This window comes from Halomonas icarae, assembly GCF_009901955.1.
Lineage (GTDB): Bacteria > Pseudomonadota > Gammaproteobacteria > Pseudomonadales > Halomonadaceae > Halomonas > Halomonas icarae.
In genome coordinates this window covers 481,943-503,615 of sequence record NZ_WUTS01000001.1, presented here as the reverse complement: position 1 = coordinate 503,615, position 21,673 = coordinate 481,943, and the positions used below count along the sequence as shown (strand labels likewise).

Below are 21,673 nucleotides of genomic sequence, written 5' to 3'. Positions count from 1 at the left end.
CCGATCTCGGCCACTCCACCCTGGACATCGACCTCCAGGCGCTGCTCGGACTATGGGCTACGACTTCGATAGCCTGGATACCACCGACCGACCCAACATGGGCGGGGGCGAGCTCAACTTCTATACGGAGTGGCTGCTCAGCGACGAGACGTCCTTCTATGCTCAGCTACTGGTGGGGGGCTTCTTCTGATGCATGATGAGGCGGCCGGCGAGGTGCTGATCGCCGGCGGTGGCCCCGCCGGGGCCGCCCTGGCCATGTTGCTGCATCGCGCCGGCCGGCGGGTGACGGTAGCAGGCCGCATCCGCGACTATCGCGCCATCGAAGGTATCAGCCGACGCAGTCTTCAGGCCTTGCACGGCCTGGGGCTGACACGGGCCGCCGCTTGCGCCGTGGGTCCCCTGCCACGACGGGTCACCTGGGGCGGCGAGGCGCGTGCCCCCAATGCCGAGTGGCTGTTGCCACGCCCGGCCTTCGATGCCGCCCTGCTGGCGGACCTGCACGAAGCCGGTATTCCGGTGATCGAGGCACGGATCACGGCCCTGGCGAGTGACGGCGATCGGGCGCGGCTGACCCTGGCGGATGGCCGCATCCTCAGCGCCCCCTGGGGCGTGGATGCAAGGGGGCGGGCGGCGGCACGGCGCCAGTTACGCGATGGTGCGCCCTGGGCCACCCCGTCCTGGATCCTGCGCGGCGATGCCACCCAACCCTCGCCGGCAAGCGCCGCCCTGTCGCTCACCGGCGGCGGCTGGGCCTGGTGGTCGCGGCTCGCCGGACAGCAGTACCTGCAGCTGGCCCTGCCGGAGGCGACGCTACGCCGGACGCGTCGGGAACCAGACGCCTGGCTGGCCGCCCAGCCCAAGCTGGCCGAGCTCTGGGGCGACAGTCCCATCCAGCATCACTATCAGCGCCCCAGCCTGCTGGGGCGCACCCGGGTCCGGGAGAAGCGCCTGTGGCGCCTGGGGGATGCCGCCATGGCCATCGACCCACTCTCCGGCCAGGGCATCTTCAATGCCCTCTCTTCGGCTCATGGCCTCGCGCCGGTGCTCAATAGCCTGCTCGATGGCCGGCCCATCGCGCCCCTGGAGCGTTTCCACCAGCGTCGCCAGGACGCCCAGTACTTTCGTTTCGCCCGAGCCGGTCGCGACTTCTATCGCCAGGCCGCCTCATGGGGCTCGGTATCCGCCGAACCAGCGCCCTACTGGGTGGAACGCTGCCATTGGCCCGACCTGCTGCCACTGCATATGCCGGAGCCCTGGTCGCGGGTACGCGTGGGACGAGGGCTCGCCATTGTCGGCACCCGCCTGAGCGAACAAGCCATGGTCTTCACCCCTGATCAGCCCCTAGGCATTCGGGCTGTTGCGGGGGTTCCCTTGGCGCCGCTGGTCGAGGCGATGAAAGTAGAGGATACCCGTCGGGTGGAGACACTGCTGACCGAAGCCGGCGCCGCCGCCCCGGCCATCATCCGCTGGTGGGCCGATCACTCCGACTGGCCGGCTCTCCCTGTCAGGTCTCCTACATCTCCCGCCAGTGCCATCACCGACTCGGCCAGCCAGTAACCCAGGGCGTGGGCCGCCGCGAAGCTGGCACCGCCCAGTGGTGATGGCGTCCTTAGTGTCGGTGGCCCCACCTGCCAGGGCTGCAAGGCGCCGCTTGCCTTCCGGGGTTCTCGAGCCGCCCAGACACAGGCATACCATCGCCCGTCGCCTCCCTTCTGCGGTTTGCCCGGTGGTAATCCCGCCGATCCGCTGACCGCGATCGGCCCGGGCCATGCAGCCGGATAGACCGCTGTCCCGAAGCGTGGACTGGCGGCTACGATACGAGTGCCGGCTGCCTGGAGGCGTTCCACGGCCGTTTGCAGCCGCGCCTCGGGACGGGCCAGCCCCAAACTACACAACAACCAAGCCGGAGGCTCCTCGAGATGCCATTCGAAGGCCGCCGCCAGACTCGCGGCATCGGCGGTTAAACGTCTCTCGAAGAGCTTGTAAAGCGCGATATCCTGCCGCGATAGCGTCAGATAGTGACCCAGGGTGGCGAAGATGGCACGCCCATGGCCCAGCCGATCCTCGGCCTCCATACCATTCGGTGAGTGAAAGCGTGCCAGGCACACGCCTGGGGGAACACCACTGTCAATCACTCCCAGGGTCGGCGTTAGCGACATGATGCCGCCTCCTCCACGGGGACCAGGCGCCCCCGCTCCAGTCGGTAACGGGCATCGAGGCGGCCGAACCGCTCCCCCTGGTGGCTGATGATCAGCCGGGTCGTGTCGCCCAGGACGTCATCGAGCAGGAGGTCGAGGGCCCTCGCCGCTACCGGGTCGAGCGCCGCGGTAGGCTCGTCGAGCAGGACCAGGTGGGGACGCTTGAGCAGCGCCCGCGCCAAGGCCAGGCGTGCCCTCTGGCCGCCGGAGACCTTGCCCCCCAGATCACCCAGCTCGGTCTCGAGCCCATTCGACAAGCTGGCCAGCCACTCCCCCAGTCCGACCCGTCTCAGCGCCTCGCAGAGTGCCTCATCCGTGGCATGAGGTTCCAGGGCACGCAGATTGCTGGCCAGGCTGCCGCGCAGCAGGCTTGGATACTGCTCAACCCACGCCACCTGCTTGAGCCACTGACGACGGGAAAGGGCTTCGAGCGGCACGCCATCGACCCGGATGACTCCAGCCTCACGCACCTCCAGCCCCAGCAGCATGCGTATCAGGCTGCTCTTGCCGGCCCCTGAGGGCCCCTCGATCAGGACTTTCTGTCCCGGCTCGAGACCAAGGCTGACCCCGTCCAGCAGCCAGGTATCCTGCCCCGGATGACGAAAACGCACGCCCTCGAGACGCAATGCCCCCGGGCCGTTTGGACTCTGGCCCTGGTAAGGGTCGCTCATGGCGGGCTCGGCAAAGAGCTCGGCGAGGCGTGAAGCGCTGACTCGGGCACGCTGCCAGCCTCCATAGAGACCGAGCAGACCGCCGATGGGCGCCATCACCATGCCCAGATAGGCCAACAAGGCCACCAGCTCACCGAGCTGCAAGCGTCCCTGGATCACCAGATAACCGCCCAGCAGCAGTACCCCAGCCCGGGCCAGGGCGAGGATCAACTGGGGCCCCATGTCGCTGAGAAACCCCACCCGACGCACCGCCAGGAGGCGCCGCAGCTGCTCGTGACCAAGCCCCTGTAAGCGGTTGAGACGTGCAGCCTCCAATGCCTGGCCCTGGAACCAGGGGCCATGTGCCAGGGTATCCTGCCAGAAGCCGGAGATATCCCCGCTCTGCGCCCTCAGGGCCTCCTGACGGCGTGTCAGCGCTGGGCGCCAAGCGCGCAGCCAGAACCACTGGATCGGCACCAGCACCGCCACCAGCGCCATCAAGGCAGGGCTGAACAGGCCGATCATGGCCAGCGCCCCGACCAGCCCCAGCAGGTTGGAGAGGCCGCCCAGCAGGCTATCCAGGGCGAATCCTTGAAGGATGGTGAGGTCGCCGTCGAGACGGCTCATCAGATCTCCCCGACCCCGTGCCTGCCAGCGAGCAGGTGCCAGACGCAGTAGATGGCGCAGCAAGGCACGGCGCAGTGACAACAGCAGTCGAGCGGAGAGCGCCACGTGCTGCAGCCGGGTCAGCCCCTGCAGCGCCATGGCAGAGAGCCCCACCGCTACCAGGGCACCCACGTAAGTGGCGACGGTGGCGAAATCACCCTGCATCAAGCCCTGGTCAATCAGTCGCTGAGTCAGCAACGGCGGCAACAATGCCATCAGCGTCGCCGACAGGCTCAACCCCAGCAGTCGGGCGAGCGCCAAGCGCCTCGCCTTGAGGGGGCGATAGAGCCAGCTCCAGGACAGCGCCCTCGCATCGCGGGCAGCGTCAGTCTCACGCATCAACACTCTCTTCATTCAAGGCGCTGGCCCCAGTGGAAAGGGCCGGTCGCTCTGGCAAGCGCCGGCCAGAAGGATCACGCAACGGCAAGCTAGAAGCGTGCCACCTTGAGAGTCGCGGTGCTCATATCGCCGGGCAGCTCAATACGCCCCAGGTCATTGAAGTCGTCATCGTAGATGGCGATATCACTGGAGGCGCCACCGAGATAGATCCGTGAACCATCATAGGAAGTGTTGATGCTGTAGTAGGTATGATCCAGGTCGATCACTTTGACGATCTCCCTTGTGCGTGAGTCGAGCTTGCTGAGCTGGGTATAGACACCGTAGAAGACATCCTGCTCGCGAGGATCCGAGACCATGGAGAAGATGATGAACTCGAAGGGAGCAATCTCCTTGTTTTCGGTCTCACCACTCGTTAGATCCACACGGCTAATGCCCCAGTGCCAGGCCTCGTTCTCCTCACCGGGATGCTCCGCCACCGTATAGGGACGCAGGAACTCGTCGGTGACCTCACCCATGCTCCATATGGCCAGCGAATCGGGCGGGCTAAAGTCGGGTCGATCCCAGTTTCGGTTGGCGATGGCAATTTCAGTGTCGCCGTTCTCCGGATCCATCCGATAGATATCGGCTCCGGCTAGATACAGGTAGCCATCCTCGGCTGCGGCCATGGTGGTCACCTGGCGCGGTGCCGGGAAGGTGGCGATCGGCTCGGCATCCAGGCCCGACGCGGTATCGTAGACCGCCAACTGCGGCTCCAGCACCTCGTAATGGTCGAGGCCCAATCTCACCCGGTCCCAGACGCTGTAGAGACGGCTGCCGTCGGGGCTCACCGCCAGCGAGGCAATAGACTTGGCGCGGATGCTATCGATTGAACCGCTGGCGCGAAACACCTCCTCACAGCTGGTGAGATCAATGCCAACCGCCTCTTCCCAGCGGTGATGCAGCACATAGGCGGTACGCTCGTCCGGGGAGAGCTGCAGGGTGCCGGGACCGAAGTCGCCCTTCACGTCGCAGGTGCGAACGACCTCACGGGCCTCGGGGTCGATCACGTAGAGCTGGTTTGGGTGCGCCATGGTGACCAGATACTCGCGCGCGGCGTCGTCCTGGACAGCGTCTGCCAGCAGCGGCTGTGCCGAGAGCGCCAGAAGGCCTGCCAAGGTCAGATTGAGTCGCTTCATCACTGGGCTCTCCATCACTTCTCACCCCCCGGGTAGACGCTGTCGAGCTTGCGCCAGTCATCCTCGGCCCGCTCTGCCCCGTCACCCCAATCGGGGTAGGTGTTCATGGTGTCCGGCACCTGGGCAGGCCACCAGCAGGGGTCGGCACAGCCGTAGAGATCCGCCTCCATGGGCTGGCACAGCGAGGCGACACCGCCGAAGGGATCTACCTCCCAGCCTGGATCGAAGCTGGAGGTACAGCCGGCGATGGTCTGCATGGCCTGAACCTCTTCCAGGGCTTCGGGACTCGAGGCTCGTTCCATCTCGCGGGCCTTCCGGTTGAGCGGGGCCAGCCCCAGGTCACTGAAACGTTTCTTGTTATGGGTCATGCGCTCTGCCTCCCGGCCAGGGGGCCGTCCAGAAAGTCGGGGTTATGTCGCAAGATGCGGGCATAGGCCTGGATGCCGAAATCGACCCAGTCGCGCATTAGGTCACAGTAATGGTAGGTGGGTGTCATGGGATCACCATAGCGGGCGTAGCTCTCGTGGTAACAGCCACCGGAACAGAGGTTGCGAATCCGGCAATCAGCACAGCCTCGCTCGCTGCGGTCGGACCGCGCCTCGATAAACTGCTTGAGCCCCGAATGATCGAGGCCGTCATCGACATTGCCGAAGGTTGGCATGTCAGAGCCGGTAAAGCGGTGACAGAGGTGGACATCCCCCTGGTGATCCACCGAGACCAGCCCGAGGCCAGCGCCACAGGGTACTGCCTTGCTGCGCCCCTCCCAGAGGTCGGTAAGCAACTGGTTGAAGTTGCCGAAGCCGATATCGCGCCCGTCGATGGCAGCCGACACGGCACGCTCGCCGAGTTCTACCATGCCGTCAAAGACCGTCTTGAGCTCTTCGCTGGTAAGGTTGTAGGCGGCCATGTCCCCGGAGGTGACCGGCGCAAACCCCGCCTCGGCGAACCCCAGCTCGTTGACCAGGTGGTCATGGATACCGATCACATCGGTCACCCCACGAGTCAGGGTGACCCGGGCCCCCACTGGCCGCGAGCGGTAATTGGCCAGCAATGGCGCGATACGCTTGGCCACCAGGTCATAGGTTCCCTGCCCATTGACGGCGATGCGGTTCTTGTCATGAATCGCCTTGGGGCCATCCATGCTCACCGTCAGGCCGAAACGGTGCGCGTCGAAGAAGGCGATCTTTTCCTCGGATAGCAAGGTGGCATTGGTGGTCAAGGTGAAGTCCACTGTCTTGCCAAGCCCATGGATCCGTGCCTCGGCCCACTCGACCACCTGGCGGATTAGTGGCATGTTGCTGAGTGGTTCGCCGCCGAAGAAGACGATGTTATAACGATCCCGCTGTGGGGCCTCACGCAGCACCATTTCGATGGACGCCTGTGCAGTGGCCAGGTCCATCTTCTTGCCATCCCGAGGATTGTCCAGATCTTCCTTGTAGCAGTAGCTGCAGCTCAGGTTGCAGCCGGTATTGACGTTAATCACCACGGTGGAGAGGGGGAATTGCTCCACCTCGACCGTGGGATTGTAGGCCTGAACGACCCCATCGGTGATAAGCTTCAGCGACTTGAGCTGCTCCAGTCGCGCCTCGATATCACCACCCAGAGCCTTCAGGTGATGGGGTAGAGCCTGGCTGTCCAACCCTTCGCCACGACTGGCCAGCGCCAGCAGCTCCTCGCTGAGGTCGTCCGGGGCGAAAAGACTGGTGGTGGGGATATGGAACCAGAGCGGCTCGCCTTCCACTTCCACGCGATGCAGGTTCTGGGGTATCGCTTGCAAGATTCCCATGGTGCTCTCCTTAACGAAGCGGTGGGTTGTTCCAGCGCTGCACGGTAACGATCAGCTGCGCCTCGTCCTGAATCTCAGGCTGGCCCTCCACCGCTGCGGTCACGCGTAGGTTGCCCACACTATTGGCGTTGTACTGGCGTTGGGGATTGGGACCCGCACCAGCGGGACTGAAGACGCCAGTCGCCGCATCCATCACGCCGGCGAACTTCACATCTTCGTCACGCTCAGCGATGTCGTCCCAGGGCGCGACATCCCAGCGCACGGGCACTTGTCCCAAGGGGAGCGTCTCGTCACCCATCTGGGTATAACCGGCGGCGGTAAACACACCACTGACTGGCGGCGTCTTGTCGTTGCCGATACGCGCCACCCCAAGCGCAGGACTCACCTCCAGGCGGTCAACCTGCCGATAGCCGGCTAAGAGCGCGTCGGCGCTGCTCTCACCTACCGTCACCGGCAACCAGCCGGTGGGGAGCAGGCTATCGGCCTCGACGTCCATCACCAGGCGATGCGCGCTGCGCTCCACCACCCGCCGCAGGGTTACATGCTCACCCAGGTCGATCTCGCCCTTGTCCAGACCATGACCCAATAACACCAGACGACGACGCTCGCCTGCCTTGAGTGAGGCGGGCAGGCTAGCAACCAGATTGGCCGCCTGGGCCTCCTGAGGCAGCATGGTGACCTGCATGCCCAGGGCATCATCATGATCGTCAAAGATGCGCCCACCAGGATGCTCCCGGGAGAGGTCCAGCACCTGCTTGAAGTCGCGGCCGTTGAGGGTCAGGCGAGCGCGCCATTCATAACCGGTATAGACGACCGCCTGACCCTCACCGTCGAGTCTTCGCCCATCGGTGAAGGCACCATCCAGTGCAACCCTGTAGGCATCCTCGCCTTCAGCAGCGACCACACTGACATCAGCGTAGAAGTCGCCCTCGCCGGGCCAGTGGCCCCAGAGCTGCCACTCACCCTCCGGTTCATGGGGCTCGGCCTGCTGCCAAGCCTCCCAGGCTTCGCTCGTCAGCCCCTGAGTTTCCGCCAGCCAGGGGACGATCTCGTCCAAAGCGACGCCAAACCAGTCACGATCTCGGGCCATGGACTGGTATTCTGTGGTCTGAAACTGGCCTATGTGAAAATTAACCAGATGCTCCCACTCGCCTTGGGAGCGCCGCTGTAGTTGAGCGCGGCCTCCCGTATGACATCGTGCACACATCTCCTGATAAATGGGGTGGTCAAATGACTCGATGCGGTTAAGGCGCCGCTCGATCAGGGCACGCTGCGTTTCACTCTCCTCTGGGGCAAGCCCCCGAGTGTCGGCCAGGTACTTAACAATATCGCGACGTGCATCGTTCGGCAGTTCAAGCCCATGCATGACCTGCATCCGCGCCACCGTCATGTCCCAACCCTCGGGCGTCTTACGCTGCTGACTGATTCGACTCCAGGAGCCTGACTCGTCGCTGGCCTGATGACAGCCCGAGCAATATTGGTCAATCAGTGACTGATCGGAGGCTACCGCAGTAGCAGCAGCAAGAGGGGTAAGCGTCAGGGCCAAAACACTTAGGCCTTGCGCTGGGGATAGCATCATCAAGGCAGTCTCTCCTGTTTATTATTGTCGCCAAGTTATCGAGGGGGGGAGACGAATCGACTCCTCCTGAGAAGATCATGAAAGAGTCAGGCCATTAATAAACTTTTGCCTTAAAATCAGTTAATTAAAAAGAGCATGTTCCGTCACAAGTCTCTTCCATCTCCCTGGGACTGGCCGACGATGTTTCAGCCTGCCACAGAGTGTGGCGCATTGGGACAGTGCCAACCTATAAACGAAGCGGCGGCGCCCTCGGGGCGCCGCCGCTGTTTCCTGCATCGAGCCGGTGCTTACTTCAGGCGTTCGAACACCGTCGCCACGCCCTGCCCCATGCCGATACACATGGTGGCCAGGCCCAGGCTGGTATCGCGCTCGCGCATCACGTTGAGCAGGGTAGTGCAGATACGCGCACCGGAGCAGCCCAGCGGATGACCCAGGGCGATGGCGCCGCCATGCAGGTTGACCTTCTCGTCCATGACATCGCGCAGGCCCAGGTCCTTGAGCACCGGCAGCGCCTGGGCGGCGAAGGCCTCGTTGAGCTCCACGGTGTCGAGGTCATCGGCAGTGAGGCCGGCGGCCTTGAGCGCCTGCTTGGAGGCCGGTACCGGCCCATAACCCATGATGGAGGCATCACAGCCAGCCACGCCGGTGGAGAGCACCCGGGCGATGGGCTCGAGACCCAGCGCCTGGGCCCGCTCGTAGCTCATCACCGCCATGCCCGAGGCACCCACCGAGAGCGCCGAGGAGGTGCCCGCGGTCACGGTGCCGCCGCGCGGGTCGAAGGCCGGCTTGAGGGCGGCCATCTTCTCCAGGCTGGCATCGGCACGGATCACCTCATCCTGCTTGATCAGGGCGCGGAAGCCGTTGGCATCGTGCCCCTCCACGCCGATGATCTCGTTGTCGAACCCGCCTCTCTCCAGGGCGGCCTGGGCACGCTGATGAGAGCGTACGCCGAAGGCGTCCTGCTCCTCCCGGGAGATGCCGTGCATCTTGCCCAGCAGCTCGGCGGTAAGGCCCATCATCATCGCCGCCTTGGCGGCATGCTTGCTGGCCGCCGGATTGACGTCGACGCCGTGGGTCATCGGCACATGTTCCATGTGCTCCACGCCCCCGATCACATAGAAGTCGCCCATTCCGGCCTTGATATTGGCCGCGGCGATATGCAGCGCGCTCATCGAGGAGCCACACAGGCGATTGACCGTCTGGGCCGGCACACTGCGCGGAATGCCGGTCATGATCGCCGCATTGCGGGCGATGTTCATGGCCTGCTCCAGGGTCTGGTTGACGCACCCCCAGATCACGTCATCCACTTCGGCCGGATTGAGGCCCGGATTGCGGTCGAACAGCGACTGCATGACGGCGGCGGACAGGTTCTCGGCCCGCACGTGACGGAAGGCGCCGTTCTTGGCCTTGGCCATGGCGGTACGCACACAGTCGACCACCACGATATCTCTCGGATTCAAACTCATCTTGCTACTCCTGTAGGGGTGGTGGGGTCAGGCCTGGTCCGGGGCCTGGACCTGAGTGTCGTAGAAGCGCTCGCCGGCAGCCGCCATCTCGCGCAGCTTGTCGGTGGGGGCATAGAGGGCGCCCAGCTCCCCGGCCAGCTCGTCGGCCAGTGCGACGAAGGACTCCACTCCCATGGCATCGATATAGCGCAGCGCGCCACCGCGGAAGGGCGGGAAGCCGATACCGTAGATCAGCGCCATATCGGCCTCGGCCGGGCTGCCGACGATGTTATCTTCCAGACAGCGCACGGCCTCCAGGCAGAGCGGCACCATCATCCGGGCGATGATGTCGTCGTCGCTGAATTCGCGACTCTCCTTGACCACCCCCTTGACCAGCTCGATGGCCGCCTCGTCGCGGACCTTCTTCGGCTTGCCCTTGCGATCCTCCTCGTAGGCGTAGAACCCCTTGGCGTTCTTCTGCCCCAGGCGATCGTTCTCGTACATCAGCTGAATGGCGCTGCTTTGGCCCTCGCCTCCCAGGCTACCCATGCGCTCGGGGAAGCCCTTGGCCATGACCTCGCCGGCATGCACCGCGGTGTCCATGCCCACCACATCGAGCAGGTAGGCGGGCCCCATGGGCCAGCCAAACTTCTCCATCACCTTGTCGACCCGGGCAAAGTCGGCGCCCTGCCCCATCAGCAGGCTGAAGCCGCCGAAGTAGGGGAAGAGCACCCGGTTGACCAGAAAGCCCGGGCAGTCATTGACCACGATCGGCGTCTTGCCCATGGCGCGGGCATAGGCCACGGTCGCCGCCACCGCGGCGTCACTGGTCTTCTCGCCGCGAATCACCTCGACCAGCGGCATGCGATGCACCGGGTTGAAGAAGTGCATGCCGCAGAAGTTCTCGGGACGCTTGAGGTTGGCCGCCAGACGATCGATGGAGATCGTGGAGGTGTTGGAGGCCAGGATGGTCTGCTCGCCGAGCTCAGCCTCCACCTCGCTGAGGACCGCCTCCTTGACCTTGGGGTTCTCGACCACCGCCTCGACCACCAGATCGACGTGCCCGAAGTCACCGTAGGAGAGGGTCGGGCGAATGTTGCTGAGCCTCTGGGCCATCTTCTCGGTGGAGAGCTTGCCACGCTCGACCTGCTTGGCGAACAGCTTGCGGGCCTCCTTGAGCCCCAGCTCGATGGCGTCGTCCTTGATATCCTTCATCAGGATAGGCGTGCCCTTGGAGGCACTCTGGTAGGCGATGCCACCGCCCATGATGCCGGCACCCAGCACCGCGGCCTGCTTGACCGGACGCGCCGCCTTCTCATAGCGGCTGCCCTTCTTCTTGACGACCTGATCGTTCATGAACAGGCCAACCAGGTTGAAGGCCACATCGGTCATTGCCAGCTTGGCGAAGGCCTTGGCCTCGATGGCCTGAGCCCGGCCGCGCTCCTCACCGGCGCCCTTCTGGATCACCTTGATCGCCTCGACCGGCGCCGGATAGTGCGGGCCCGCCTTGCCGGCCACGTAGCCCTTGGCGGTCTCGAAGGCCATCATCTGTTCGATGGGGCCGAGCTTGAGGGGCTGCTGTTTCTCCGCACGGCGGGCACGGTAGTCAAGCTCTCCGGCAATGGCGCGGGCCAGGATGTCGCGGGCGGCGGCCTCCAGCTGCTCGGCCGGCACCACGGCATCCACGGCACCCATCTTCAGGGCGGCGTCGGCCCGATTCTGGGTCCCGCCGGCGATCCATTCGATGGCATTGTCGGCACCGATCAGGCGCGGCAGGCGCACGCAGCCGCCCCACCCTGGGAGGATGCCGAGCTTGGTCTCGGGCAGGCCGATCTGGGCGGATTCACTCATCACCCGGAAGTCGGTGGTCAGCAGCACCTCGCAGCCACCGCCCAACGCCAGGCCATTGATGGCGGTGACGGTAGGAAAGGGAAGATCCTCGATGGCGTTGAAGATGCCGTGCACCCGCATCAGCATCGACTCCAGGAAGTCACCGCCCTTGCCAAACATGGCCTGGAACTCGGTAATATCGGCGCCGACGATAAAGGCCTCCTTGGCACTGGTGAGCAGCAGGCCCGCCAGGCCGGTCTCGTCCTGCAGCGCCTTGACCGCCTCATCCAGCTCGGTGACCACTGCACTGGAGAGCTTGTTGACCGACTCATCCTTGAGATCGAAGGTCAGCGTGGCGATATCATCATCGCCGCGTATCACCCCGATGGCATTACCCTGATAGATCATTCCGCGAACCTCCCGATTTCATACGGACGTTTGAATGCCCACAGCTTGGTTCAGCCTGGCCCGCACGTCAAGTCTCTTCCCCGGTGACTCAGAAGTATGGCAGCCAGGCCAGCCAGCAATGCTGCTAGGATAGCGGGCTTACCGAGTCGTCAGCCCAGCCGAGACAACCATGCCCACCCCACACGATACGCCATCCGCCAGCCGCATCACTCGCCTGCAGGCCCGCGCCGAAGGACTGGTGAGACGACTGCGCCCCTGGAGCTGGCTATGGCCTCCCATCGCTTTTGCCGCGGGGCTCGGCAGCTTCTTCCTGGCAGAGCGCCAGCCGTGGCTCGGTGCAGTGCTGGCGCTGGGGATGCTCGCCGCCTGGCTGCTGCTGCTCTCCGAAAGCGTGATCGGCCGCCTTCTGGCACGCCGCGGCTACCCCACCCTGGCCCAGGGGGCGACCCAGTTCATCGCCCAGATGATCCACCAGGAGACACTCTTCTTCTGCCTGCCCTTTCTGCTGGCGACCACGGTGTGGAGCAGCGGCCAGGCCCTGTTCACCCTGCTGGTGATCGCCATGGCGCTGTTCTCGATTATCGACCCACTCTACTACCGGGTCGCCGAGCGGCTACGCTGGCTCTACTTCGCCTTCCACGCCCAGTGCGTCTTTGTGGTGGTGCTGGTCACCCTGCCCACCCTGCTCCATCTGACCACCTACCAGAGCCTGCTGCTGGCGATTGCCGCCATGCTGCTGTTCAGCCTGCCGAGCCTGCTGCATCTCACCGCCAGCCAGAGCGGTCGACGCTGGCTGATGGCGCTCACCCTGCTGCTACCCCTGGCCGGGGCCGCCTGGGTAGGCCGGATCTGGGTGCCGCCGGCCAGCCTGTGGATCACCGCCACGGCGCTCTCCCCTGGCTTCGACGAGGCCGCCCGCTCGCCGGAGGGTGAGCTTCGCCTCAGCCCCGAGGCGCTGAGCCATCAGGGACTGTTCGCCTTTACGGCCATCCGCGCCCCGCGTGGTTTGAGGGAGGAGATTCATCATGTATGGCGCCACGAGGGCGAAGAGGTCGACCGCATACCGCTGGTGATCGAAGGGGGGCGCAAGGCGGGGTATCGGGCCTGGAGCCATAAGCGGAACTTCCCCGAGGCGACCGCGGGGCGCTGGCGCATCGATGTGATGACCGAAGGCGGTCAACGCATCGGGGTGATTCGCTTTCATGTGGCCGACGAGCAGAGCGCGACCCTGGCCGATGGTCGCCTGCGTCGACCGGCGGGCCTGCCGGGGATGGATTGGCGGCCTCCGGTCCCAGGCGACGGCGAGCCCATCGCCGAGGAGACGGCGCCTCCACAGGAGGCCACTCCCGCACCGCCGCCCCCTGAACGAAACGTCGAGAAGGAGGCTGACGCCGTGGAGGCAGAAAGCCCGGCATCGGCCACTGTGTGGAAAAGCGAATGATAAGCCCGCTTGCAATCCACGCAGGGGGTTCCGACAATTCGAGCATACTTCCTAAATCGAAGGCCCTTTGCCCATGCATGAGAATATCGGATTCCAGCTCAGCCGGTTACCTCGCCTATGGCGGGCGGTCATCGATGAGCGTCTCGCGCCCCTGGGGCTAACCCAGACTCGCTGGGTTACCCTCTACCACCTGTGGCGACTGGGCGACGGCCAGCCCCAGTGCGACCTGGCCCGCGCCATCGGCGTGGAGGCCCCCTCACTGGTGCGCACCCTGGACCAGCTCTCCGACCAGGGACTGGTGGAACGTCGCCCCTGTGAGCAGGACCGTCGCACCAAGCGTGTGTTTCTGACTCCAGCCGCCACCCCACTGCTCGAGCGCATCGACGACGTGGTACGCGAGGCTCGCAATGAGATGCTCGCCGGGCTCGACCGGGAGGAGATCGCCACCCTGGCTCAGCTGCTGTCACGCATCGAGGACAACGGCCTGGCCCTGCAGTCGCGTGGCGAGGCCACGGTAGAAGACTAGAACGCAGGCGGTCCCGGCACTTGCGGGTCATCGGGTCGGCCCGCCAGGCCGTCTCGCAGGGTCTCGAAGTCCTCCAGATAGGTCGAGAAGCGCGCAAAGCCCTGGGATTCCTGCCACCACAGGGTCAGGGCGTCGGCCCCGGATTCCACGACCAGGGCGTCCTGAGGCAGCCGCTCCAGCAGTCGCTTGAGCCTGGCCTCCAACGCCTCGGGCAGGGGACGCAGCGGCTCCTTGCGCCAGCGCCAGTCATGCGCGAAGGGCTTGAGCGCCTCGGCCGCGTGCGAGTCTCGCACCAGCATGAAGTCCGGCCCCGGCTGCCGTGGTGGGTAGGGCCAACGATAGGCCGGCATCGGAGTCTTTTCGCCATGCAGGGGCGGCACCCGCAGGGTTACCTTGAGGCCCGTCTGCATGGCAGCATTGCGTAGTGACCCCACCCGCTTCTGGCGTGGATTGGGCTTGAGCCATATCACCGGTGATATCACCAGAAACATGGTCAGCAGGATAATCAGCCAGATCATTGGCGCCTCTCCCCTCGAGTTAATGCGAAATGGTTGATATAGATCGTTGTCTTGCCGCGCCTGCCGGCCTAGAGTGAAGGCATACGATTCACCGAGAGATACCCGTCGAGGAGACGTCCCATGAGCAACGAATATCGTCACGTCCTGGTCGCCGTCGACCTGACCAAGGATTCCCACAGGGTGCTTGAGCGTGCTCATCAGATTGCCGACCGCAACCATGCCCGGCTCTCGATCATGCACACCCTAGAGCCGCTCGGCTTCGCCTATGGCGGCGATATCCCCATGGACCTGACCAGCATCCAGGACCAGCTCGATGAGCATGCCAAGCAGCGGCTGGCCGAGATCGCCGATAGCCATGTGGCCAAGGAGGATCAGCACGTGCTGGTGGGCATGCCCGACACCGAGATCCACCGCTTCGCCGAGGAGAATGATGTCGACCTGATCGTGGTCGGGTCCCATGGCCGCCATGGCTTCGCCCTGCTGCTGGGCTCGACCTCTACCGGCGTGCTCCACGGGGCCCAGTGCGACGTCCTCGCCGTGCGCGTCGGCAAGAAGGGAGAGGAGAGCGCGGAGTAATCCCCTCGCCTCCTTCCTGACAAGGCGCCCTAGAGGGCGCCTTTTTCATGGCTCCTCGCTCACGCCTCTTCGTTCATGGTTCATGGTTCATGCCTCTCCGGCGGCCATCGCCTCCAGCTCCATCCAGCGCTCCATGGCCGCATCGAGCTCGGCCTGACGCGCCGCGAGAGCCTCCAGGGTGGCGGTCACCTTGCTGGCCTCCTGCTGATAGAAGGCCGGGTCGCCCACCTGGGTCTCGAACTCAGCGACCTCTCCCTCCAGCCGCTCGATCTCCGCCGGCAGCCCATCGAGTTCACGCTGCAGCTTGTAGGAGAGCTTGACCGGTTTCTTCGCGGTAGCGCTCGCCGCCGACTCGCTCGTGGAGGAGGCCTTCCTCTCCGGCTCCGCCGCTGGCGCCTCCGCCACCGGCTCGGCATGCTGGCGCGCCGCCCCTTCCCAGGGGGCCGGCGGCAGGCTCCCGCCCTGACGCACCCAGTCGCTGTAGCCACCCACATACTCACGCACCCGCCCCTCGCCCTCGAAGGCCAGCACGCTGGTGACGACGTTGTCCATGAAGGCGCGATCGTGGGAAACCAGCAACAGGGTGCCATCGAAGCTGAGCAGCAGCTCCTCGAGCAGCTCCAGGGTTTCCACATCCAGGTCGTTGGTCGGTTCGTCCAGCACCAGCACGTTGGCCGGCTGGGTGAACAGCTTGGCCAGCAGCAGGCGATTGGACTCACCGCCGGAGAGCGCCTTTACCGGCTGGCGCACTCGCTCCGGCGTGAACAGGAAGTCCTGCAGGTAGCTCATCACATGGCGGTCGCGGCCGCCCACGGAGATGCGGTCGCTGCCCTGGGCCACGTTGTCATAGACCGTCTTCTCCGGCTCCAGTCCGGCGCGCAGCTGATCGAAGTAGGCCACCTGCAGCTTGGTACCGAACTGCACCTTGCCTTCGCTCGGCTCCAGCTCGCCGAGCAGGATCTTGAGCAGCGTCGTCTTGCCGGCGCCATTGCGGCCGATAAAGCCGATACGATCGCCACGCTGCACCTCGATGGAGAGGTCGCGGATCACCGTCTCGTCGGCGAAGTGCTGGCTGACATGCTCGAGGCTCACCACCCGCTTGCCACTGCGCTCGCCGCTGTCGACAGAGAGTGAGGCCTTGCCCTGGCGATCGCGGCGCTCGCTACGCTCCCGGCGCAGCTGCTCCAGCGCCCTGACCCGTCCCTCATTGCGGGTACGGCGCGCCTTGATCCCCTGGCGAATCCAGGCCTCCTCCTGGGCGAGCTTCTTGTCGAATTCGGCGTTCTCTCGAGCCTCCACTTCCAGCTCGTGGTTCTTCTGCGCCTGATAGGCGGCGTACTCACCGGGGTAGCGCCCCAGGCGGCCGCGATCCAGCTCCAGGATCGAGGTGGCCAGCTTCGACAGGAAGGCGCGGTCGTGAGTGATGAACAGCACGGCCCCCCTGAAGTCCAGCAGCTGCTCTTCCAGCCAGGCGATGGTGTCGAGATCGAGGTGGTTGGTGGGCTCATCGAGCAGCAACAGGTCAGGCTCGGCCACCAGCGCTCTTGCCAGCGCCACACGGCGACGCCAGCCACCGGAGAGCGACGCCATCTCGGCCTCGCCGGGAAGACCGAGGCGAGTCAGCACCACATCGATGCGCTGGTGGAAGGACCAGCCATCGATGGCCTCCAGCCGCGTCTGCAGCTCGGACATGCGGCGCATGTCCGGCTCCTCCTCGTGAATCAGATGGTGGTATTCGGAGAGCAGCTCGCCGGCCTCGGGCAGGCCACCGGCCACCATATCGAAGATCGTCTGGCCGGAGGCCTCGGGAAGTTCCTGAGCCAGCACACCGATCTTGAGCCCGGGAGCACGCCAGATGCTGCCGCCATCGGGCAGGATCTCGCCGGCCACCAGGCGCAGCAGCGTGGACTTGCCGGTGCCGTTGCGCCCCACCAGGGCCAGGCGCTCGCCCTTCTCCAGCACCAGATCGGCGCCATCGAGAAGCACATGGGTACCATAGGCCAGTTGCAGCTGTTCCAGACGTAGCAGGGTCACGCGGGGTCCTCCTCGATCGACAGGGCGCCCAGTGTAACGCAAGCGCGCCCCGACGTGGCCGCAGCATCCAACCGACGGGTAGAATAGTGGCCTTTGCCGATCCTCACGCACAGGAGCCAAGGCGTGTCCGACACCTTCGACGACTTCCTGCCCGAGGCGCTGCGCTTCACCGCGCCCGCGCCCCTGGTGGATATCGGTGCCAACCTCACCCATGACAGCTTTGCCCGGGACCTCCCGGCCGTGCTGCGCCGTGCACAGGCGGCCAATGTCACAACGCTGATTCTTACCGGCACCGACCGCGAACATGCCGAACAGGCCATCGCCATGGCGCGCCAGCACGCCGGCAAGGGCCTGGGGCTGCATGCCACCGCCGGGGTGCATCCCCATGACGCCAGCCGCTGGGACGCCGATCTCGCGACCGCCATGGGCGAACTGCATCGCCAGCCCGAGGTGGTGGCGGTGGGTGAGTGCGGCCTCGACTTCAATCGCAACTTCTCCACGCCCGCCGAACAGGAGCTGGCCTTCGAGGCTCAGCTGGAGCTGGCGGCGGAGAACGGCAAGCCGCTATTTCTTCACGAGCGAGATGCCGGCCAGCGCATGCGCGAGATCCTGCATGCCTGGCGAGACGAGATCACGGATGCCGTGGTGCACTGCTTTACCGCCGACCGCGCGACGCTGTTCGGCTATCTCGACCTGGATCTGCATATCGGCCTGACCGGCTGGCTATGCGACGAGCGCCGCGGCCACCATCTTCGGGAGCTGGTCACCCAGATTCCTTCGACGCGGCTGATGCTCGAGACCGACTGTCCCTACCTGCTGCCGCGCAACTTACCTGCCAAACTCAAGGGCAGACGTCACGAACCGGCCCTGCTGCCCTGGATCCTGCGTGAGATTGCCCACTGGCGTGGCGAATCCGAAGCCGAGCTGGCAACCGCCACCACCGCTACCGCCCGGCGCTTCTTCCGGCTGACCGCGGACGCCGCCGGCGAGACAGGCCGCGACGACATGACACATGAGGACTCCTGACATGCCACCCAACGGCACAGACAACTCGATCCCCGGCTTTATCGCCGTGGAGACCGGCGATGCGGGCGGCCTGCCGCTGGCAATCGCCTGGACGCTGCCCGACGGCCGTATCAAGCACACCCTGATACAGCCCGATGATGAGTGGCTGGAGGCCGAGCTGGTATCACTCGGTGGCTACAGCCTCGAGGAGCTCGGCAGCATGGGGGTCAGCCCGCTGGACGTGATCCGCGAGCTGGAGGGTGACCATTTCAATGCCACTCTCTACACCGCCGGCGTCGGCGACGATGAGGCGGCCCTCTCGCAGCTCTTCGACACCTATGGTCTCGACCCCTTCGTCGAGCTGGCCCCCGCCGACAGCCTGTATGATGACCTCGACCCCGGCGACTGGTCGCGTGCCCGGGGCGAGCTGTTTGGCGAACTGGGCCTGGAGCCGCTGCGCCCCGAACATGAGGTGGAGGTGATGCTGCACCTGCATCAACGCCTGAAGGAGAGCTGATCGCCCAGCTATCGCGCCAGCAGTGCCCGTACATGCGCCACGATGCCTTCAACCGAAGGCAGGGTGACGGTGGCGGCCCGTGCCAGCGGAATGAAGCTGTCCTCGGCGGTGAGTCGTGCCAGACGCTCGCCGGGCAGCCCGCGCTCCACCAGGGCGGTCATCAGCTCCTCGCTCACCGACCCGGTACGCCGACACTCGTCGACGATCAACACCCGCGCGCAGTCGGCCACCGCCGCGAAGACGGCGTCGTGATCAATGGCGGTGAGCCAACGAAGATCGATGATGCGCAGGGCGATACCCTCGGCCTGAAGCCGCGCGGCCGCCTGACGAGAGAGATGGACCCCGTTGCCGTAGGTCACGATGGCCAGCTCGCGACCGTCGCCCCAGCGGCCGAGCTCCCCCGGCGCCAGGCGGTACTCCGCTCCCGGGTCGGGAAAGCACCAGCCGCCATCCCCCTCCTCCAGCAAGTCGCGGCGGTGATAGAGGGCGATCGGCTCGATCATGACCACCACCCGCTGCTCCTCGTCGGCCAGGCGCACCGCCTCCTGAAGGAGCCCCACGGCATCGGCGCCGTTGGCGGGGCAGGCCACCAAGAGGCCGGGGATATCGCGCAGCACGGCGATGGCGTTGTCGTTGTGGAAGTGGCCGCCGAAGCCCTTCTGGTAGCCCAGCCCGGCGATACGCACCACCATGGGGTTGGTGTACTGGCCGCAGGAGAAGAAGCTCAGGGTGGCCGCCTCGCCGCGTAGCTGATCCTCGGCGTTGTGCAGGTAGGCCAGGAACTGGATCTCAAGAATCGGTACCAGGCCACTCTGCCCCATGCCGATGCCGAGCCCGAGGATGCTCTGCTCATCGAGCAGGGTATCGATCACCCGATGCCCCCCGAAGCGCGCCTGCAGCTTCTGGGTCACCCCGTAGACGCCCCCCTTGCGGCCGATATCCTCGCCGGCCAGCACCAGGTGGGGATAGCGGGTCATCAGCCGATCGAGTGCCTGATTGAGCCGTCGAGCCAGGGTGTCGGGGGTCGTGCTGACCTCGCCACGCCAAGGCTGAACGCGGCCAGGGCGCGGCGGTGGTACGATGCTGGCCATCACCTGAGATGCCTGCTCCAGGCGCGGCCGACACACCGCCTCCTCGGCCAGTCGCGCCACCCGCTCGCGCACCCGATGATAGAGAGCGGCGACCGCCTCACGGTCGAGCCCCGCGTGGCGGCGCAGCAGCCCGGCGCCGATCAGCAGCGGGTCGCGGGCTTCATCGGCCTCGATGCGCGAGGCTGGCAGATAGGCCTGCTGAGCATCGGAGCCGGCATGACCGAACAGACGGACACAGCGCATGTGCAGAAACACTGGCTGGCGCCTGCTGCGAGCGATGCGCACCGCCTCGCGGGCCACACGCCAGGTATCGAGCAGATCGAGGCCGTCGCAGGCCAGGTAGTGGATACCCGGGCGTGCGGCCATGCTGGCCGCCACCCACCCTTCCGGTGTGGGCGTGGAAATGCCGATGCCATTGTCCTCGCACAGCCAGATAAGCGGCATCGGCACAGCCTGGAAGGCGGACCAGGCGGCGGCGTTGAAGGCACCTTGGGCAGTCGAGTGGTTGAAGGAGGCGTCGCCGAAGCTGCACAGCACCACGCTGTCGCCGGGCCACTCGCCACCAGCTCCCAGCCGTCGCCACAGCCCCAGTGAGTAGGCCGCTCCCATGGCCTTGGGCAGGTGTGAGGCGATGGTGCTGGTCTGAGGGGGGATGCACAGTGTCTTGGAGCCAAGCACCTTGTGGCGGCCACCGGAGATCGGATCCTCGGCGGAGGCCGCAAAACTCAGCAGCATATCCCACAGCGGCGTCTGCCCAGGCACCCGGCGGGCCCGCTGAAGAAAGAAGGCCGCATCGCGATAGTGGAGGAAGGCGGGATCGGTAGCGCGAAGCGCCAGGGCGATGGCCGCATTGCCCTCATGGCCGGCGCTGCCGATCGTGTAGAAGGCCTCGCCGCGGGCCTGCAGACGCCGTGCCTGGAGATCCAGGTGACGGCTCATCAGCTGCGACTCGAACAGCTCGATCAGTTCTTCAGGGGCGAGCCCCACGGCGCCCGGCGTCAGGGACTGATCGGCGGCGGGCCAGTCGTCCTGGGCCAGCGCATCGAGGAAGCGCTGCTCCTGGGGTAACGGGTCGGGAAACACGGCGGCACCTCGCGGCGTTGATGTCTCCCCCTAGCCTAGCCTGCTCTCCAGACGAGGGTGTTGGAGCGACCGCCCGGGTCCGATAAGGAGGCTGCCCGTGGGTTCATATCGCCCCTGCCGAGCGTGGCGCGCCACTCAGGCCGGCTGAGGCGAGGCGGCAAGCCTGGCGCGACCGGAGGCCACCGCCTCGCACAGAGGCAGGCCCTGGTCATAGAAGGCGGCCAGGGTACGGCGCCACGCGTCTGCCCGCGACGGCAGCCCTTCACGCTCGTAGCGTCGTGCACGCGCCTCGACCCTGGCATGGAAGGCCTCACGGTCCACTACGGCATCGCCATCGAGGTTATCGACGCTGACATGGAAGCGCAGGCCACAGGCCCGCGAGAAGAGCAGCTCCAGCGCCTGGGGCGCGACCTCCACGGCCTCGAAGTCACGTTGCTGGGCGACATCGCGCCCATCGGGCAGATACCAGTAGCCGTAGTCCTCCAGCTGGCGGCGCTTCGCCCCGGCGATGCACCAGTGGCTGATCTCGTGCAATGCGCTGGTAAAGAAGCCGCGGGCGAAGATCACTCGGTGCCAGGGCGAGTCGGCGTCGGCGGGCAGGTAGAGGGGGTCATCGCCACCCCGTACCAGACGCGTTCGGTAGGTCTCCTGAAACAGGCCATCGAACAGGGCGATGATATCCTCCAAGCGGTGTGTCACGCGGCCTCCATGATCGTGGTTGAGGCCCTAGTATACCGCTCGCCAGACGGGCAAAGAATGCCCGGCCTTGCTAGCATTGGCCCCCCTACCCGACTGCATGGAGCGCA

At 65.6% G+C, this 21,673-nt stretch carries 19 protein-coding genes; 7 read left to right on the top strand and 12 right to left on the bottom strand.

Annotation, left to right across the window (positions count from 1 at the left end; all coding sequences use genetic code 11):
* Positions 1 to 52: 52 nt before the first annotated feature.
* Together GRB80_RS02315 and qhpG are read left to right on the top strand one after the other, a co-directional pair.
* Positions 53 to 190, top strand: a complete 138-nt coding sequence (locus tag GRB80_RS02315) for a hypothetical protein (protein ID WP_161422418.1) — start codon at positions 53 to 55, stop codon at positions 188 to 190.
* Positions 190 to 1,557: a flavin-dependent monooxygenase QhpG gene (gene qhpG, locus GRB80_RS02310; protein ID WP_161422417.1), complete on the top strand. Its 1,368-nt coding sequence runs from the start codon at positions 190 to 192 to the stop codon at positions 1,555 to 1,557. The genes GRB80_RS02315 and qhpG overlap by 1 nt, the downstream gene beginning before the upstream one ends.
* Here qhpG and GRB80_RS02305 read toward each other — a convergent pair.
* The 8 genes from GRB80_RS02305 to fadB form a co-directional block, all read right to left on the bottom strand.
* The gene (locus tag GRB80_RS02305; protein ID WP_161422416.1) at positions 1,479 to 2,159 is read right to left on the bottom strand and encodes a hypothetical protein; all 681 of its coding nucleotides are present in this window, start codon (positions 2,157 to 2,159) and stop codon (positions 1,479 to 1,481) included. The genes qhpG and GRB80_RS02305 overlap by 79 nt on opposite strands.
* Positions 2,150 to 3,853 (bottom strand): ATP-binding cassette domain-containing protein, encoded by a 1,704-nt coding sequence (locus GRB80_RS02300; protein WP_161422415.1) that lies wholly within the window; start codon positions 3,851 to 3,853, stop codon positions 2,150 to 2,152. Before GRB80_RS02300 ends, GRB80_RS02305 begins: the two co-directional genes overlap by 10 nt.
* 89 nt (positions 3,854 to 3,942) lie before the next feature.
* Positions 3,943 to 5,028, bottom strand: a complete 1,086-nt coding sequence (gene peaD / locus GRB80_RS02295) for a quinohemoprotein amine dehydrogenase subunit beta (protein ID WP_237561904.1) — start codon at positions 5,026 to 5,028, stop codon at positions 3,943 to 3,945.
* 14 nt (positions 5,029 to 5,042) lie between these two features.
* On the bottom strand, positions 5,043 to 5,396 hold the full coding sequence (gene qhpC, locus GRB80_RS02290; RefSeq protein WP_161422413.1) for a quinohemoprotein amine dehydrogenase subunit gamma: 354 nt from the start codon (positions 5,394 to 5,396) through the stop codon (positions 5,043 to 5,045).
* Positions 5,393 to 6,814 (bottom strand): quinohemoprotein amine dehydrogenase maturation protein, encoded by a 1,422-nt coding sequence (gene peaB, locus GRB80_RS02285; protein ID WP_161422412.1) that lies wholly within the window; start codon positions 6,812 to 6,814, stop codon positions 5,393 to 5,395. Before peaB ends, qhpC begins: the two co-directional genes overlap by 4 nt.
* A 10-nt stretch (positions 6,815 to 6,824) precedes the next feature.
* Positions 6,825 to 8,390: a quinohemoprotein amine dehydrogenase subunit alpha gene (gene peaA / locus GRB80_RS02280; protein WP_237562024.1), complete on the bottom strand. Its 1,566-nt coding sequence runs from the start codon at positions 8,388 to 8,390 to the stop codon at positions 6,825 to 6,827.
* 290 nt (positions 8,391 to 8,680) lie between these two features.
* Positions 8,681 to 9,859: an acetyl-CoA C-acyltransferase FadA gene (fadA, locus tag GRB80_RS02275; RefSeq protein ID WP_161422410.1), complete on the bottom strand. Its 1,179-nt coding sequence runs from the start codon at positions 9,857 to 9,859 to the stop codon at positions 8,681 to 8,683.
* A gap of 27 nt (positions 9,860 to 9,886) precedes the next feature.
* Positions 9,887 to 12,076, bottom strand: coding sequence for a fatty acid oxidation complex subunit alpha FadB (gene fadB, locus GRB80_RS02270; RefSeq protein ID WP_161422409.1), 2,190 nt, complete (start codon positions 12,074 to 12,076; stop codon positions 9,887 to 9,889).
* Positions 12,077 to 12,245: 169 nt separating this feature from the next.
* Between fadB and GRB80_RS02265 the strand changes: the two genes are divergently transcribed.
* Together GRB80_RS02265 and slyA are read left to right on the top strand one after the other, a co-directional pair.
* On the top strand, positions 12,246 to 13,517 hold the full coding sequence (locus GRB80_RS02265; protein WP_161422408.1) for a DUF5924 family protein: 1,272 nt from the start codon (positions 12,246 to 12,248) through the stop codon (positions 13,515 to 13,517).
* Positions 13,518 to 13,590: 73 nt separating this feature from the next.
* Positions 13,591 to 14,043 (top strand): transcriptional regulator SlyA, encoded by a 453-nt coding sequence (slyA, locus tag GRB80_RS02260; protein ID WP_161422407.1) that lies wholly within the window; start codon positions 13,591 to 13,593, stop codon positions 14,041 to 14,043.
* Here the strand turns inward: slyA and GRB80_RS02255 are convergent.
* On the bottom strand, positions 14,040 to 14,561 hold the full coding sequence (locus GRB80_RS02255) for a preprotein translocase subunit YajC (protein ID WP_161422406.1): 522 nt from the start codon (positions 14,559 to 14,561) through the stop codon (positions 14,040 to 14,042). The two genes, slyA and GRB80_RS02255, sit on opposite strands and share 4 nt — an antisense overlap.
* Positions 14,562 to 14,681: 120 nt before the next feature.
* Between GRB80_RS02255 and GRB80_RS02250 the strand changes: the two genes are divergently transcribed.
* Positions 14,682 to 15,137, top strand: coding sequence for a universal stress protein (locus GRB80_RS02250; RefSeq protein WP_132045141.1), 456 nt, complete (start codon positions 14,682 to 14,684; stop codon positions 15,135 to 15,137).
* An 87-nt stretch (positions 15,138 to 15,224) separates the two neighbouring features.
* On the opposite strand, the gene GRB80_RS02245 is transcribed toward GRB80_RS02250, so the two are convergent.
* A complete protein-coding gene (locus GRB80_RS02245) occupies positions 15,225 to 17,171 on the bottom strand; it encodes an ATP-binding cassette domain-containing protein (RefSeq protein WP_161422405.1) in 1,947 nt (648 codons plus the stop codon).
* 123 nt (positions 17,172 to 17,294) lie between these two features.
* On the opposite strand from GRB80_RS02245, the gene GRB80_RS02240 reads away from it, so the two are divergent.
* Together GRB80_RS02240 and GRB80_RS02235 are read left to right on the top strand one after the other, a co-directional pair.
* Positions 17,295 to 18,197 carry a TatD family hydrolase gene (locus tag GRB80_RS02240; RefSeq protein ID WP_161422404.1) on the top strand — a complete coding sequence of 301 codons (903 nt, stop codon included), beginning with the start codon at positions 17,295 to 17,297 and terminating at the stop codon, positions 18,195 to 18,197.
* A gap of 1 nt (position 18,198) precedes the next feature.
* A complete protein-coding gene (locus GRB80_RS02235) occupies positions 18,199 to 18,693 on the top strand; it encodes a hypothetical protein (RefSeq protein ID WP_161422403.1) in 495 nt (164 codons plus the stop codon).
* A gap of 8 nt (positions 18,694 to 18,701) precedes the next feature.
* Here GRB80_RS02235 and GRB80_RS02230 read toward each other — a convergent pair whose 3' ends face one another.
* Complete coding sequence (locus GRB80_RS02230) at positions 18,702 to 20,867, bottom strand: dehydrogenase E1 component subunit alpha/beta (RefSeq protein ID WP_309663609.1); 2,166 nt, start codon at positions 20,865 to 20,867, stop codon at positions 18,702 to 18,704.
* A 135-nt stretch (positions 20,868 to 21,002) separates the two neighbouring features.
* Positions 21,003 to 21,566 (bottom strand): elongation factor P hydroxylase, encoded by a 564-nt coding sequence (locus GRB80_RS02225; protein WP_132045149.1) that lies wholly within the window; start codon positions 21,564 to 21,566, stop codon positions 21,003 to 21,005.
* Positions 21,567 to 21,673 lie beyond the last annotated feature (107 nt).